We start from the raw sequence: 15,540 nt of genomic DNA on the forward strand, positions 1-15,540 counted from the left end.
CGAAAGGCGCATTTCTCTTATATTTTTTCTAAGAAAAATGCGCCTTATCCACATATATGTGAAACCCTATTTCCAAGTGCCCAAAGTATTTTATCATACATAATACACACACTACAAAACAAAATAAGGAATCCATTTCATATGAAACAGATTCCCTTCGCACAATAATTATTTCATTGTAACTTTCATTACTTCTGTTGAACCTTTTGTAGCTGTTACACCTACAGTAGTCTTAATAGACTCAGCTGCATCTGTGTTTGTAATAACGATTGGAGTAATTGTACTTTTCGCTTTTTCACGGATTAATTCTAAGTCGAATGAGATTAATTTATCTCCAGCTTTTACAGCTTGGCCTTCAGAAACGTGAGCTTCGAAACCTTCGCCTTCCATTTTTACAGTTTCTAATCCAACGTGGATTAAGATTTCTGTACCGTTTTTCGCTTTAATTCCAATAGCATGTTTTGTGTGGAATAATTGTACGATTTCACCATCAACTGGAGATACAACTACACCTTCAGTAGGATCGATTGCAACACCCTCACCCATCATACGACCAGCGAATACTGGATCTGGTACTTCTTCAATATTTTTCACTGCTCCAGTTAATGGAGCTACGATTGTTTCTTCATTTGTTTTTGAACCAAGACCGAATAATTTTTTAAACATAGGATAGTCCTCCTTATAATTTACCTAAAAGTTTATAGGGCAATCCCTAGTAAAGATCGGGATACATGTAAGACTTCATACTTCGAATATTATATTGTAAAAACGCTTTTGAAATAAATTACGTCATTACTAATAGACTCTTATTGTAGCGCTTCATAAAATTCCAGTCAATTCTGATTGTCTGAATAACAATAAGAAAGTTAACTTCTACTTATATTTTCTCTTTTTTTACCCAACTTGTCTAGAGGTCTTTACTACATTTTATTTTTTGTTGTTAATATGTAAAATTTATTTCATACCTTTTTCAAAAATCGCTTGACTAAAGTAAGTAACTATTTTATTATTACTTACATAAGATAAGTTAATAACTTTTAGGAGGTTTTAAAAATGATGGATATCGGTCTTCTTATTATTCGTCTTGTTATAGGAATTACATTCATGGGTCACGGTGCTCAAAAATTATTTGGTTGGTTTGGTGGCTACGGTCTGAAAGGAACAGGCGGCTGGATGGAATCAATCGGTTTACGCCCTGGTGTATTTATGGCATTTATGGCGGGTGCAACTGAACTATTAGGTGGCTTCTTATTCGCATCAGGTATTTTCACTGCAATTGGTGCATTATTTATTGTCGGAACAATGTTAATGGCAATCTTCACTGTTCATGGAAAAAATGGTTACTGGGTAACCCAAAATGGATATGAATATAACTTAATGTTAATCGCTGTTGCTGTTGGTGTAGCTTTAATCGGACCTGGCGCATACGTTTTACTTTAAAATTTATCTCAATTTCGAGATTCTTAAAAAGAAACTTACTTCATCACGATTGAAGTAAGTTTCTTTTTATATAACAAAAATATTATTTTCAGCAGGAGATTCCCATTGATATCTTGTAAACAAACAATAAGTCTTCATATTTAGAAAGGGGATTACAACATGTTATCCATTAATCCAAACGAACAAACCGAAAAAGATAATTACAAATTACTAACAGGAAGTATCATTCCACGCCCTGTTGCATTCGTTACTTCTGTAACAAAAGACGGCGTATTGAACGGTGCACCATATAGTTATTTCAATATCGTCGCTGCCAATCCACCACTTATCTCCGTTTCCGTACAACGAAAAGAAGGAAAACAAAAAGACACTTCCAGAAACGCAATCGAAAAAGGAGAGTTTGTCGTACATATTTCTGATGAATCCTACGTAGAAGCGATCAATGAAACAGCGGCTAATCTACCTCCAAATGAAAGTGAAATTGAACTAGCAAAACTAACACCCATTGAAAGTGACGTCATCTCCGTTCCAGGTGTGAAAGAAGCAAACATTCGAATGGAATGCGTATTAGAACAAGCAATTCCTCTTGGTGGAACAGAAGACGCACCCGCTTGCGATTTACTAATTGGACGCGTCGTTCGTTTCCACGTCGCAGAACACCTATACGAAAACGGCCGCATTCACGCCGAAGAACTAAAACCAATAAGCCGCCTGGCAGGACACAACTACGCAAAACTAGGAGAACAATTTGAATTAGTGAGGCCAGTTTAAAAGCGGAAGCGGCTCGCTCAGAATCGCAGGGCATTGGAGCTCTCGACCTTGAAGCGCTTTTTGCTTCGAGCGAGAGAGCGAAATGACCGGAGATTCTAGCCGCTGGAGCTGGATAATATCTAAAAGTGGAGGCGGCTCGTTCAGCTCTGACCAGCTAAGGTTCTTAGTGGCGAAGAGCTTGCCACTGGAACTGGATACCACTTAAAAGCGGAAGCGGCTCGCCCAACTTCATCGCTCAAACATAAAATCCCCCGCTTTTAGCGGGGGATTTTTTTTTATAATTCTTCCTTTTTTTCCTCTAAAGCCGGGAATTTTTCTTTTTTCGGTTTCCCAAGCTTAATTACTAAGAAGTATAAGGAAAGTAATGTAATAAGAAAAACAATTAAAAACGGATATGGTGAATAAAACGCACGCGCTGCCTCCGTTTTCCCCGCAACAAACTTTAATGACTCAATATCTAAAAACTCAGCAAACATTTGTACACCGAGCATACTAAACCAGAAAACAAAAAAACTAATAATAATGCCAAAAACCTGCTTTAATCTCGTCATTCTTCTCATCCTTTCTATATCTGTAATTTTTTAGTGCAATAAAGTATAGTACAAACAAAACTATGTACAGAAAGGAACTATCTTATCATTCACGAATTAACTTGATCCAACCCAAAATAGAAATTTGTAAAATAATACCCCATATAATAAGTTGTCGTAACCACCTAGGGAAAAAGGTTAAAAATCGAATGTACCATTCCAATGACTTGTTCATAATTCCCTCCTCCATAAAATTATATAGGAAAAAGGATATATAATCCAAATCCAACCAGAATGATACCACCTACTATTTCACCATATGTACCAAGTATATCTTTCGCATGTCTACCAATTAGTAAACCAAACCACGCTAATAGCATGCTAATAAATCCAAAAAGTAATATTGTAATAATCGTCTGTGCTCCGTAAATACCAAGACTAAGCCCCACTGAGAAACTATCTATACTGACGCCAAATGCAAATACAAATAAACTAATTCCTATAGGGGCCGTTCTAGTCTCTTCGTTTTCTAAAATAGACGAATATACGATATAAAACCCTAGTCCAATTAATAAAATAGCTCCTGCAAAATGTGCAACATCCCCATACTTCTCTGATAGGAAACGTCCTAATACCATTCCGATAAAGGGCATAATAATATGAAATATCCCGATTGTCATACCGATATACAAGATTTGCCTCAACTTTAAGGCCATCATCCCCATACCTAGGCTCACTGAAAATGCATCCATACCTAAGGCAAATGCCATAATTATTAAAGGCATTAATTGTTCAAATGTCATTCATGTCCCTCCTCGGACGTGCTACTTCAAAATATGCTTATCCGAGGAGAAATATTCTGTTTGCGAAAGGTACATTATCATTCAGTAATAATGTGATGTCCCGCTGCTTTTGTTAAACGATTCATAATTGCATCCCCTATTCCTTCATTCGGGAACGACTCACTAAAAATAACATCCACGTCACTTGCATCAAACGTTCTAAGCACATCATATAATTTAGTCGCAACGCTAGCTAAATCGCTTCGCACACCACAAGATAATACAACATCTGCGCTATATACATGCTGATATTCTTCTGTCGTTAATACCCCTACTTTAAATCCTTCTTCCTTTTTCTTATCCACAATACGCTGAATAAACTCGCGCGATCCTTCAACGATACTAAGTGGTGCTTTCGGTGCATAATGTGTATATTTCATTCCAGGTGATTTAGGCTGTTCCTTCTCATCCTTTAAAGCTGGATCTAAAGAAACATTTCCTATCACCGCTTCCAACTGTTCTTTCGTAATGCCACCTGGACGTAGAATCGTTGGCACTGCGCTCGTACAATCAATTACAGTTGACTCAACTCCTACTCCTGTTGCACCACCATCAACAATACCTGCAATCTTTCCATTTAAGTCTTCATATACGTGAGAAGCTAATGTTGGACTTGGACGACCTGAACGATTCGCACTTGGTGCCGCAACAGGTACATTTGCCTCCTCGATAAGAGCAAGCGCTACTGGATGATCCGGCATCCTTACTCCAACCGTATTAAGTCCTGCCGTTACTTTCTCTGAAATCCCTTCTTTTCTAGGTAAAATAATTGTTAACGGGCCTGGCCAAAAGTGTTCCATTAACTTCTCCGCAACTGGCGGAATTTCCGTCACAATCCCATCTAACTGAGATTTCGTGCCTATGTGGACAATAAGTGGATTATCACTCGGTCTTCCTTTCGCTTCAAAAATCTTCGCGATTGCTTCATCATTCATCGCATTCGCACCTAGTCCATATACTGTTTCTGTAGGGAAGGCAATTGCTTCATTTTCCCTTAATAATTTTGCTGCTTCTTGTAACTGTGGATAATATTTTTTTCTTTCCACAACATTATCCACAACCCACATATTTGTATGCATTTTTTCCCACGTCCTTTTCTACCATGAAATACTTGTCTATTTTTAGTTTACTATGAGATTTATCCAAAAGACAAACAAGGTTTATCCACAAAATGTGGATAAACCTAATTAATCCGTGGATAACTTTGTGAATAGCTGACAATTTAGTATTATTGCATTTGGCTCTTTTATATTTTTACAAAAGTGTTCTAACTGTCGAATTCCCTCTGGCACGTTTTCTTTTTCTATAGTGACAAAATCAAAAAACTGAAAGATTGTTATAGATTGTGGATGATTTGTTAGTAAGTACAATTGTCGAATACTTTTTTCTTTCATATACTGCAAAAACATTTCAAAAAAATATAAGAAAGTCTGTTTATCCACATTAGGTGTGAATAAACAAGAACGAATCAATACATCTTCCCCACTTTGTTCATAACCAATTACAGCTCGTATTTCTTCCGCCTCTTCCAAAATCATAAATTGTGCGTACAACTCATTTATTTTATCATCTTTTTTATTAGCTTGTCCGAAAAAAGAATGTAATCTTTCCACATCCGCTTTCGTAGCAAAATACACCTTCTTCATAGTAAATCCCTCCTCTTTTTTATATATGAGGAAGGACTTGTTAATAGTACTATTTAGAGAATAAAGATGTAAAAGCTTCAACAATAAACAATTTAACTTCTGGCTTTTCTTCTTCCTCCTCTACTTTTACATACTCATTTTGTTTTTCTTGTTTTTGTTCCACAGGTTTCTCCACTTTTTCCACAGTTTTTGTCTCTTCTTTACTTACAGGCTGTTCTTCGACTTTTGTTTCATTTTTTACTACTTTCTTTTCAGAAGCCGTTACTTTTTTTGCTACTTCCTTCTTTACAACTTCCTTTTCTTTCATCTCATCCTCTTTTTTCTCTTGTATATCTACTACTTCCTCATCTAGTTGTTTTACCTGCTCCTCTTCAGGAGATTCAGCCTTCACAACATGCTCCTCTTTTCTTACAGCTGTACCGCTCGAAAAATCTAAGAAGCACATTGGCGGAAATAATACACACCACCAGTTCGCCCCTTCTCCTTCTCCAATTGTAATCAGTACTGCTTCATATTCTCCCGCTGGATAAATAAAATTCCCATATACCTTTGTAGGAAACTTTACATTCTTACTAAATTTCACTTGAAATGACTCTTTGCTTCCTTCTCTTTTTAACGTATTTGCAACTGTTTTTTCGATTTCTGGAATATGGCTTTGAATTACTTTTCTTGCCTCTTCGAATGAAGTTAGATCTGCTACCCATCCATCAATTTGTGCTTTTACTTCATCACGCACTTTACGTTTTAAAGCCTGATCTTTATCTGAATCACTATTTGCTAAAATTCGTAATCGAACGGCCTCTTTCGGAATAACTGAAGGCCCTTTCGCATCAGCTTTCATATATCCAAACTGCACAAGCAACTGTGCACCAATTAGTAATAGAAGAAGATAAGCAATAACTTGTTTTTTCATTTCCTCCACCGTCCCTTCTACAAACAGTGTGGACAGACTTTCATCTTTCTAAACTATTAAATTCAAAATCTATATGAATTTCCACATAAAAAAATAGAGTAAGGCTTATACCTTACTCCATTTCTGCAAATACCATACGGTCTTTTCCATTAATATCAAAAACAACCTCAACATGAGCATGTGGAAAAGCTTGTTGTAACAGTCCCTTTACATCCTCACCTTGTCCTACTCCAATTTCAAATGCCACAATTGCCTTCTTCTGCAACACATTCGGCAATTCTTCCATAAAACGGCGATAAAAATCTAATCCGTCTTCCCCGCCAACAAGTGCTCTCTTTGGCTCATGCTCTTTCACAACAGGAGAAAGACCACGCCAATCCTCTTCCGGTATATATGGAGGATTTGAAACAACAACATCTAACTTTTGACCTGTTTTATAAAATGGCGACAATAAATCACCGTGATAGAACGTTACGTCTGCGCCCAAAGCTTTTGCATTTTCTTTTGCAACTTCAATCGACTCCTGCGCAATATCTACCGTATACACATGAAGGTTTTCATTTTCTAAAGCAAGCGTAATAGAAATCGCTCCACTACCTGTGCCGATATCCGCTACATGCAGTTTCTCCTTACCAAAATGGCGCTCAATTCTTTCTAATACTCCTACTATAAGCTCTTCTGTTTCCGGTCTTGGTATTAATACTTCTTCATTCACAAAGAACGACCGTCCATAAAACATTTCATAACCAATCATATATTGAATAGGAATACCTTCTACATGCTTGTGGATAAACTCCGTAAAACTTTTTTCTTGTTCCGTAGTTATTTCTTCACGCATATTCATCAGTAATCCTGTTCTGTTCATCTTTAATACATGACAAAGGACAATTTCTCCCGCATTTTCATCTCGTCCATTTTCCTGTAAAAAAGAAGAAGCCCATTTCAGGGCTTCATAGACACGCATTACTCAGCTGCCTCCATCTTTTGAGCCTGATCTTCCATTACTAAGGCATTGATGAAATCATCTAACTTACCTTGTAAGATTTGATCTAGCTTTTGAATCGTTAAACCGATTCGATGGTCTGTAACACGGTTTTGCGGGAAGTTATACGTACGAATACGCTCTGAACGATCTCCCGTACCAACAGCTTGTTTACGGTTTTGATCATACTCAGCTTGTGCTTCTTGTCTAAACTTATCATAAACACGTGCGCGTAATACTTTCATCGCTTTTTCTTTATTCTTAATCTGTGATTTCTCATCCTGACAAGATACAACTACACCAGTCGGTAAATGTGTTAAACGTACCGCTGACATCGTTGTATTAACGCTTTGTCCACCAGGACCACTAGAAGCAAATGTATCAACACGAACATCTTTTTCATGAATATTAATTTCTACTTCTTCTGCCTCTGGTAATACAGCTACAGTTGCTGTAGATGTATGAATACGTCCACCAGATTCTGTTTCAGGAACACGTTGTACACGGTGAGCGCCATTCTCGAATTTCAGCTTCGCGAACGCACCTTTACCGTTAATCATAAAGATAATCTCTTTATATCCACCTAATTCTGTATAGCTAGCCTCGATAATTTCTGTTTTCCAACCTTGCACCTCAGCATAACGGCTATACATACGGTATAAATCACCAGCAAATAAAGCCGCCTCGTCGCCACCAGCAGCCCCACGAACCTCAACGATAACGTTCTTATCATCATTAGGGTCTTTTGGAACAAGTAAAATTTTCAGGCGCTCTGACAATTCTTTCTCTTGTCCTTCTAATTCAGAAACCTCTTCTTTTACCATGTCACGCATATCAGCGTCTAACTTATCTTCTAACATTGCTTTCGCATCTCTTAATTGCTCACGAACATCTTTATACTCACGGTACACCTCTACCGTTTCCTGCATATCGGATTGTTCCTTTGAATACTCACGAAGCTTATTTGTATCGCTAATAACTTCTGGGTCACTTAACAACTCATTTAACTTCTCATAACGATCTTCTACAGCTTGCAAACGATCTAACACACCATTCACCTCTACATCCTAGTATCTAATACAAATAGTATATGGTACTTAATCAAAAAAACGCAAATTATATTTAAAAGCGCAAGCGGCTCACACCGCACATTCTCTCTATTTTGAAAAAAACCCGCCCTACATAGCGAGTTTTACTTATCTTTGTTTGTAGGTACTGCATGACAATGACGACAACGTGGTTCATATGACTCTGAAGCCCCGACTAAAATGATTGGATCATCAAATGCCGCTGGTTCTCCATCAATTAAACGTTGCGTACGACTTGCTGGAGATCCACATTCAGAACAAACTGCCTGCAATTTAGTTACATGTTCAGCAATCGCCATTAGCTGAGGAACTTGTCCAAATGGTAGACCACGGAAATCTTGGTCTAAACCAGCTACAATGACACGATAGCCACGATTTGCCAATATTTGCACCACTTCCACAATGTCCCCATCAAAAAATTGCACCTCATCGATTGCAATAACATCCATTTCTTCTGTTACATGGTTAAATATATCTTTTGAAGCTGAAACAGACACCGCTTTAACCTTTGATCCATTATGTGATACAACATCTTCTTCACTATAACGATTATCAATACATGGTTTAAATACAATCGCATGTTGTTTCGCAAATTGCGTACGGCGTATACGGCGGATGAGCTCTTCTGATTTTCCAGAAAACATACTCCCGCAAATCACTTCAATCCAACCACTTTGATTCATTAAGTACATTGAGCTCTCCTTTCATCTACTTTCCTAATCCAAAGTAGGGTAAAGGTTTAATATTTTTGCAAAAAAAACAGACAAGCGAATACATACACTTGCCTGTTTTATGTTCTTTATTACTTAATACCGTATTTCTTATTGAAGCGGTCAACACGTCCGTCTGCAGTAGCAAACTTCTGACGTCCAGTGTAGAATGGGTGAGAATCAGAACTGATCTCAATTTTTAGTAATGGATAAGTGTTACCATCTTCCCACTCAACAGTCTCGCTAGAGCCTTTAGTAGACCCGCTTAAGAATTTGAAGCCTGTGTTCGTGTCCATAAATACAACTTTATTGTAATTTGGATGGATTCCTGCTTTCATTCTTTTCATCTCCTTCCGCCCTGAATCATTTTCGAAACAGAGTTTTTCATCTTCAGCTGCTTACACAACTATATTGATGAAACACATATGATGAAATTATAACAAGGCTAACTCCATTTTGCAACTACCTGTTTTTGTATTTTGAAATTTAAAGTGGCGGGGGCTCGTTTAGCTCTGACTGGCTAAGGTTCTCCCACTTATTTCTCTCTTTAATATCACCTAAAAGGCATAAAAAACTCGCTTACTATAAAATAAGCGAGTCCCCATCTTTTCCCTTTACTTAGTTGTTACATACCTTTTTGAGTCTGCAACAATGTTTTGTAAAAATTCTTCATTTGTCTTTGTTTGACGAAGTTTACGCAAGAAACCTTCAACAAAGTCTGGTGTATCACGCATTGTTTTACGAATACCCCATAATTTGTCTAAATGTTCTTTCGGAATTAATAGATCTTCTTTACGCGTACCAGAGCGACGAATATCAATTGCTGGGAAGATACGACGCTCAGCTAATGAACGATCTAGGTGAAGTTCCATATTTCCAGTTCCTTTAAATTCCTCATAAATTACATCATCCATACGAGACCCTGTATCAACGAGCGCTGTTGCTAAGATCGTTAAGCTACCGCCTTCTTCAATATTACGCGCAGCTCCAAAGAAACGCTTCGGTCTATGGAAGGCAGCTGGGTCGATACCACCCGATAATGTTCTACCACTTGGTGGGATAACAAGGTTGTAAGCTCGCGCTAAACGGGTAATACTATCCATTAAAATGATAACATCTTTTTTGTGCTCTACAAGACGCATTGCACGTTCTAACACAAGTTCAGCTACTTTAATATGATTTTCTGGTACTTCATCAAAAGTAGAACTTACAACATCTCCTTTAACAGAACGTTCAATGTCTGTTACTTCCTCTGGACGCTCATCAATTAAAAGTACAATTAATTCTGCTTCCGGATGATTTGTTGTAACACTGTGCGCGATTTCTTTTAATAGACTTGTTTTACCTGCCTTTGGAGGCGCGACAATTAAACCACGTTGTCCAAATCCAACTGGTGCGATTAAATCCATGATGCGTGTCGGTAACTTTTTCGGTTCCGTTTCCAATTTCATTTGGCGATCTGGGTATAATGGTGTTAATGCAGGGAAATGCACACGCTCTTTTGCTGACTCTGGATCATCTCCGTTTACAGCTTCAACTTGTAACAATCCAAAATAGCGTTCATTTTCTTTCGGAGGTCGTACTTTACCAGAAACTTTATCTCCATTACGTAAATCGAAACGACGAATTTGCGAAGCTGAGATATAAATATCTTCTGAGCTTGGAGAATAGTTGATAGGACGTAGGAATCCAAATCCTTCTGATTGAATAATTTCTAATACGCCTTCCATGAAAAAGAAACCTTCTTTTTCTGCTCGAGCTTTTAAAATAGCGAAGATTAACTCTTTTTTCGTTAATTTGCTATAATACGAAATCTTAAATTCTTTCGCAAGCTCGTATAACTCTTTTAATTTCATGTTTTCTAATGCTGCAATTGACAAATTCATTCAGACACCACACTTTAACGTTATTCTCTATTCAAATGGGTAAAGGGAAAAAATACGGAAGGCAAATAATTAATAATGAAAGGCAATAAGTTCAAGTAGGGTAATATTCACTATTGTAACCCTTTTATCTAGTTTTAATCAATACGTTGAAACACAAATACAAGAAGCGAAGACAAGAAAATTTGTCTTCGCTTTTTATATTTCGTTCTTTTTTCTACTCACCTGATTTTAAGGAAGAATAGATAAGGCATTTTGCTCTCTCGTTTGAAGTGCCCTGCGATTCTAAACGAGCTGCTTACGCTTTTTATTTAATCCAGCTTCAGCAGCTAGAATGGTCGGTGGCTTCACTTCTTCCTACGAGGCAAAAAACGCCTCTACGTCAGAAGCTCCATCCCCCTCCCATTCTGAACGAGCTGCTTACGCTTTTTATTTAATCCAGTTCCAGCGGCTAGAATCTCCGGTCATTTCACTCTCTCACTCGAAGCAAAGAGCGCTTCAAGGTCGAGAGTTCCAATGCCCTGCGATTCTAAACGAGCCGCTTCCACTTTTTATTTAATAACCAAGTTCGGTTTTTTATTTAAGCTATGGCGTCCGTCTACGAAGCGTAATGTACCTGATTTCGCACGCATAACAAGGGAGTGTGTTGTTCCTACGTTACCTTTAAATTGAACACCGCGTAATAGTTCTCCGTCTGTTACACCAGTTGCAGCAAAGATTGCATCGTCACCTCTTACTAAGTCTTCCATACGAAGGATGCGATTTATATCTTCAATGCCCATTTTTTTGCAACGTTCTAATTCAGCTTCGTCTTGTGGCAATAGTTTCCCCTGAATTTCTCCACCTAGACATTTTAATGCAACCGCAGCTAATACACCTTCAGGAGCTCCACCAGAACCGAATAAAATATCTACACCTGTACGGTCAAATGCTGTATTGATTGCTCCAGCTACATCTCCATCGTTAATTAACTTAATACGAGCACCAGCCTTACGAATTTCTTCAATAATTGCTTGATGACGTGGACGGTTTAAAACTGTCGCTACAACATCTTCAATATCTTTATTCTTTGCTTTCGCAACTGCACGTAAGTTATCGATAATAGGCGCGTCAATATCAACTGCCCCAACTGCTTCTGGGCCAACCGCAATCTTATCCATGTACATGTCAGGAGCATGTAACAAATTACCGTGATCTGCAATTGCAATAACAGCAAGTGCATTCCATCCGCCAGCTGCTACGATGTTTGTCCCTTCTAAAGGATCAACTGCAACGTCTACGCGCGGACCATATCCTGTACCTAATTTCTCTCCGATATACAGCATTGGTGCTTCATCCATTTCACCTTCACCAATTACAACTGTACCTTTCATCGGAATTGTATCAAATACATCACGCATAGCTGATGTTGCTGCACCGTCTGCTTCATCCTTTTTCCCGCGTCCCATCCAACGCGCTGATGATAATGCTGCAGCCTCTGTTACACGTACTAACTCCATAGATAAACTTCTTTCCACAATAATCCCTCTCCTTTAAGTCTGTAATATTTCTGCCGTATTTTTGTGAACGGTGTTTTTCTATATAGTGCACTTCCGCTAACGATGATTCTTCGCTCCCCATTAACGGAAGTATCACCACTTTAAGCGTTCTTCATTTCTTCAATCTCTTGCTTTGTCATTTGTTCTCGCCAAATGTTTGCACCAAGCCCTTTAAGCTTGTCTACTATATTTTCATAACCTCGATCAATATGTTCAAGTCCTGTCACTTCTGTAATTCCATCCGCCATTAATCCTGCAATAACAAGTGCAGCTCCAGCTCGCAAATCACTTGCTTTCACTTTTGCACCTTGCAATAAAACAGGGCCAGTTACAATTGCCGAACGGCCTTCTACTTTAATTTGTGCATTCATACGACGCAGTTCATCAATATGTTTGAAACGTGCACCGTAAATTGTATCTGTGACAACACCCGTCCCGTGTGCTTTTGTTAAAAGCGTCGTGAATGGCTGTTGTAGATCTGTTGGGAACCCTGGATATACAAGTGTTTTTACATCAACTACTTTCAACCTTCTATTACCATTCACTGTAATTTGGTCATCGCTTGTTTCAACTTGAACACCAGCTTCTCTTAGTTTCGCAGTAACTGACTCTAAATGCTGAGGAATAACATTATCAACTGTTACTTCTCCTCCTGATGCAGCTCCTAAAATCATATACGTACCAGCTTCAATACGATCTGGAATGATAGTATGGTGACAACCGTGTAAAGAATCCACACCATCAATTCGGATTACATCTGTACCAGCACCTTTAATGCGTGCTCCCATACTTGTTAATAATGTGGCTACATCAATAATTTCTGGCTCTTTCGCTGCATTTTCAATAACAGTTCTACCTTTCGCTCGTACAGCTGCTAGCATAATATTAATCGTAGCTCCTACACTAACAACATCTAAATAAATACGCGCCCCACGTAGCTCATCTGCTCTTAAATAAATGGCACCTTGTTCATTTGTAACATGTGCCCCTAACGCTTCAAATCCTTTAATATGCTGATCAATCGGTCGTGGCCCTAAATGACATCCACCTGGAAGCCCAATAACAGCTTTTTTAAAACGGCCAAGCATTGCACCCATCAAATAATAAGAAGCGCGCAATTTTTTCACTTTTCCATTTGGTAAAGGCATCGCAACCATGTTAGAAGGATCGACTACCATCTCTTCTTCATGCCCATAAGTTACTTTCCCTCCAATTTCCTCTAGTAAGTCTCCTAACATTTTCACGTCCGAAATATTAGGAACACCACCGATAGTTACTGGAGTGTCTGCTAAAATCGTCGCTGGAATTAGTGCAACAGCACTGTTCTTTGCACCACTCACACGAATTGTTCCATTTAAAGCTCTTCCGCCTTCAATTAGCAATTTTTCCATATTGAGCTCCCTTCTTGTGAATGTATTTATCTTCTACCTCTTTTTAAAAAGAAGTAGAAGATCCCCCAGAATCTCAATCACTCTTTCCACCCTAAAAACCATCACCTACAGTTCCCCTGTAGTATAAATAGGTGAAGGTTAACTATTCATCGAATTATAAGTCAGATACTTATCACATTTATTAATAGGACTATGCACATTATTTTCTATATTTAAAGCTTCAAAAATTTACTTTATAAAATCTTTAGACTTGTTCACGCTTTCATTATACAACGAAAGGAAACCGTCTAAAAGACTAGACGGTTTCCAAAACGGAATTTTATTATTACGCTTTACCGTTAGAACCGAACTCACGCATTTTACCAGCAACAGTTGCTTTAATAGCGTCGCGGCCAGGTCCAATAAATTTACGAGGATCGTAAACTTCTTGGTCTTTGTTTAATACTTCACGAACAGCTTTTGTAAACTCAATTTGGTTCTCAGTGTTTACATTGATTTTTGAAGTACCTAAAGAAATAGCTTTTACGATATCAGCAGTTGGGATACCAGTACCACCGTGTAATACTAAAGGTACGCCAGTGAAGTCACGAACTTGTTCCATTTCAGCGAATCCTAAGTTAGGCTCACCTTTGTAAGGACCGTGTACAGAACCTAAAGCTGGAGCTAGGCAGTCGATACCAGTTGCTTCAACAAGGTGTTTACACTCTGCAGGATCAGCATAAATTACGCCTTCAGCAATTACGTCGTCTTCTTGTCCGCCAACTGTTCCAAGCTCAGCTTCAACAGATACGTTACGAGCGTGTGCATATTCTACTACTTTTTTAGTAGTTTCAACGTTTTCTTCGAATGGGTGGTGAGAAGCGTCGATCATTACAGATGTGAAACCTGCATCGATTGCTTCTTTACACTTTTCAAAGCTTGAACCATGGTCAAGGTGAATCGCTACAGGAACAGAAATGTTCATTTCTTCGATTAAAGCTTTAACCATAGCTACAACTGTTTTGAAACCAGTCATATGACGAGCTGCACCCTCAGATACACCTAGGATTACAGGAGATTTTTCTTCTTCCGCAGCAGCTAAGATAGCTTGAGTCCACTCTAAGTTGTTCATGTTGAATTGACCAACTGCGTATTTTCCTTCTAGTGCTTTGTTTAGCATTTCTTTCATAGAAACTAAAGGCATGGTGAATCCTCCTAAAAAACGTTTTTTGTATCCGATAAGTTCTTATCGCTGGTAGTATGACCCGGATAAGGTAAAATATGTATATCTACATACCGGACTTCTTTCTACACTCAATAGGATAACAACTTGTACTCAAAAACTCAACCGTATTCACCTGCTCAATAGTCCATGTAAACGCTTTTTTCCATATTTTTTATAAAAAATTCATTTTTACGCCTCTACAGCGAGCTCATTTCTCACAGCTTGACGAATTTCATCAATATCAAACGGTTTAGCAAAGTGCATTAAAGCTCCTAAATCTTTAGCCTCTTGGATCATATCAAGCTCTCCATAAGCAGTCATTAAAATTACTTTAATACTCTCATCAATTTCCTTTACATGCTTTAAAATTTCTATACCATCCATACCTGGAATTTTCATATCTAACACTACTAAATCTGGATTATCTTTTTTCACGATATCTAAAGCTTGAAATCCATTCGCTGCTTGGAACGTCTGATAACCTTCTTTTTGGAACACTTCATGCAATAACACACGAATGCCATATTGATCATCAACGATTAAAATTTTCCCTTCCATAACCCCCAACCTTTCTGTGTAAGTACAAGATTTACAGCTTCTTA

At 38.2% G+C, this 15,540-nt stretch carries 18 protein-coding genes; 2 read left to right on the top strand and 16 right to left on the bottom strand.

What is annotated here, in order from left to right:
- Positions 1-168: 168 nt before the first annotated feature.
- On the bottom strand, positions 169-666 hold the full coding sequence (locus tag COC96_RS11915; RefSeq protein ID WP_097902988.1) for a PTS sugar transporter subunit IIA: 498 nt from the start codon (positions 664-666) through the stop codon (positions 169-171).
- Between the two features lie 387 nt (positions 667-1,053).
- Between COC96_RS11915 and COC96_RS11920 the strand changes: the two genes are divergently transcribed.
- Positions 1,054-1,440: a DoxX family protein gene (locus tag COC96_RS11920; protein WP_098252370.1), complete on the top strand. Its 387-nt coding sequence runs from the start codon at positions 1,054-1,056 to the stop codon at positions 1,438-1,440.
- Between the two features lie 159 nt (positions 1,441-1,599).
- Positions 1,600-2,211 carry a flavin reductase family protein gene (locus tag COC96_RS11925; protein WP_098768866.1) on the top strand — a complete coding sequence of 204 codons (612 nt, stop codon included), beginning with the start codon at positions 1,600-1,602 and terminating at the stop codon, positions 2,209-2,211.
- 275 nt (positions 2,212-2,486) lie between these two features.
- Here COC96_RS11925 and COC96_RS11930 read toward each other — a convergent pair whose 3' ends face one another.
- From COC96_RS11930 to spo0F, 15 genes are all read right to left on the bottom strand, one after another.
- Positions 2,487-2,762 (bottom strand): DUF3935 domain-containing protein, encoded by a 276-nt coding sequence (locus COC96_RS11930; protein ID WP_098268223.1) that lies wholly within the window; start codon positions 2,760-2,762, stop codon positions 2,487-2,489.
- A gap of 85 nt (positions 2,763-2,847) precedes the next feature.
- The gene (locus COC96_RS28020; protein WP_255287954.1) at positions 2,848-2,976 is read right to left on the bottom strand and encodes a hypothetical protein; all 129 of its coding nucleotides are present in this window, start codon (positions 2,974-2,976) and stop codon (positions 2,848-2,850) included.
- A 19-nt stretch (positions 2,977-2,995) separates the two neighbouring features.
- Positions 2,996-3,544, bottom strand: coding sequence for a manganese efflux pump MntP (locus tag COC96_RS11935; RefSeq protein ID WP_098268224.1), 549 nt, complete (start codon positions 3,542-3,544; stop codon positions 2,996-2,998).
- Positions 3,545-3,621: 77 nt separating this feature from the next.
- Entirely contained in the window at positions 3,622-4,662 is a 1,041-nt protein-coding gene (locus COC96_RS11940; protein WP_098268225.1) for an L-threonylcarbamoyladenylate synthase, read from the bottom strand.
- 108 nt (positions 4,663-4,770) lie between these two features.
- The gene (locus tag COC96_RS11945) at positions 4,771-5,229 is read right to left on the bottom strand and encodes a mechanosensitive ion channel protein (protein ID WP_098268226.1); all 459 of its coding nucleotides are present in this window, start codon (positions 5,227-5,229) and stop codon (positions 4,771-4,773) included.
- 49 nt (positions 5,230-5,278) lie between these two features.
- A complete protein-coding gene (spoIIR, locus tag COC96_RS11950) occupies positions 5,279-6,142 on the bottom strand; it encodes a stage II sporulation protein R (protein WP_098268246.1) in 864 nt (287 codons plus the stop codon).
- Positions 6,143-6,254: 112 nt separating this feature from the next.
- Positions 6,255-7,106, bottom strand: coding sequence for a peptide chain release factor N(5)-glutamine methyltransferase (gene prmC / locus COC96_RS11955; RefSeq protein WP_098268227.1), 852 nt, complete (start codon positions 7,104-7,106; stop codon positions 6,255-6,257).
- Entirely contained in the window at positions 7,106-8,173 is a 1,068-nt protein-coding gene (gene prfA, locus COC96_RS11960) for a peptide chain release factor 1 (RefSeq protein WP_141536013.1), read from the bottom strand. Before prfA ends, prmC begins: the two co-directional genes overlap by 1 nt.
- A gap of 143 nt (positions 8,174-8,316) precedes the next feature.
- Positions 8,317-8,904, bottom strand: coding sequence for a thymidine kinase (locus tag COC96_RS11965; RefSeq protein ID WP_097902996.1), 588 nt, complete (start codon positions 8,902-8,904; stop codon positions 8,317-8,319).
- A 110-nt stretch (positions 8,905-9,014) separates the two neighbouring features.
- On the bottom strand, positions 9,015-9,260 hold the full coding sequence (locus COC96_RS11970; protein WP_000643447.1) for a type B 50S ribosomal protein L31: 246 nt from the start codon (positions 9,258-9,260) through the stop codon (positions 9,015-9,017).
- Between the two features lie 276 nt (positions 9,261-9,536).
- Positions 9,537-10,808 carry a transcription termination factor Rho gene (gene rho / locus COC96_RS11975; RefSeq protein WP_001053898.1) on the bottom strand — a complete coding sequence of 424 codons (1,272 nt, stop codon included), beginning with the start codon at positions 10,806-10,808 and terminating at the stop codon, positions 9,537-9,539.
- 548 nt (positions 10,809-11,356) lie between these two features.
- On the bottom strand, positions 11,357-12,322 hold the full coding sequence (gene glpX, locus COC96_RS11985) for a class II fructose-bisphosphatase (RefSeq protein WP_098268229.1): 966 nt from the start codon (positions 12,320-12,322) through the stop codon (positions 11,357-11,359).
- A gap of 122 nt (positions 12,323-12,444) precedes the next feature.
- The gene (gene murA, locus COC96_RS11990) at positions 12,445-13,734 is read right to left on the bottom strand and encodes a UDP-N-acetylglucosamine 1-carboxyvinyltransferase (protein ID WP_098768867.1); all 1,290 of its coding nucleotides are present in this window, start codon (positions 13,732-13,734) and stop codon (positions 12,445-12,447) included.
- A 325-nt stretch (positions 13,735-14,059) separates the two neighbouring features.
- Positions 14,060-14,917, bottom strand: a complete 858-nt coding sequence (locus COC96_RS11995; protein WP_001131847.1) for a class II fructose-bisphosphate aldolase — start codon at positions 14,915-14,917, stop codon at positions 14,060-14,062.
- Positions 14,918-15,127: 210 nt separating this feature from the next.
- Positions 15,128-15,496 (bottom strand): sporulation initiation phosphotransferase Spo0F, encoded by a 369-nt coding sequence (spo0F, locus tag COC96_RS12000; RefSeq protein WP_000398594.1) that lies wholly within the window; start codon positions 15,494-15,496, stop codon positions 15,128-15,130.
- Between the last annotated feature and the right edge of the window lie 44 nt (positions 15,497-15,540).

Origin of the sequence: Bacillus cereus (genome assembly GCF_002577405.1) — a bacterium.
GTDB lineage: Bacteria > Bacillota > Bacilli > Bacillales > Bacillaceae_G > Bacillus_A > Bacillus_A cereus_AU.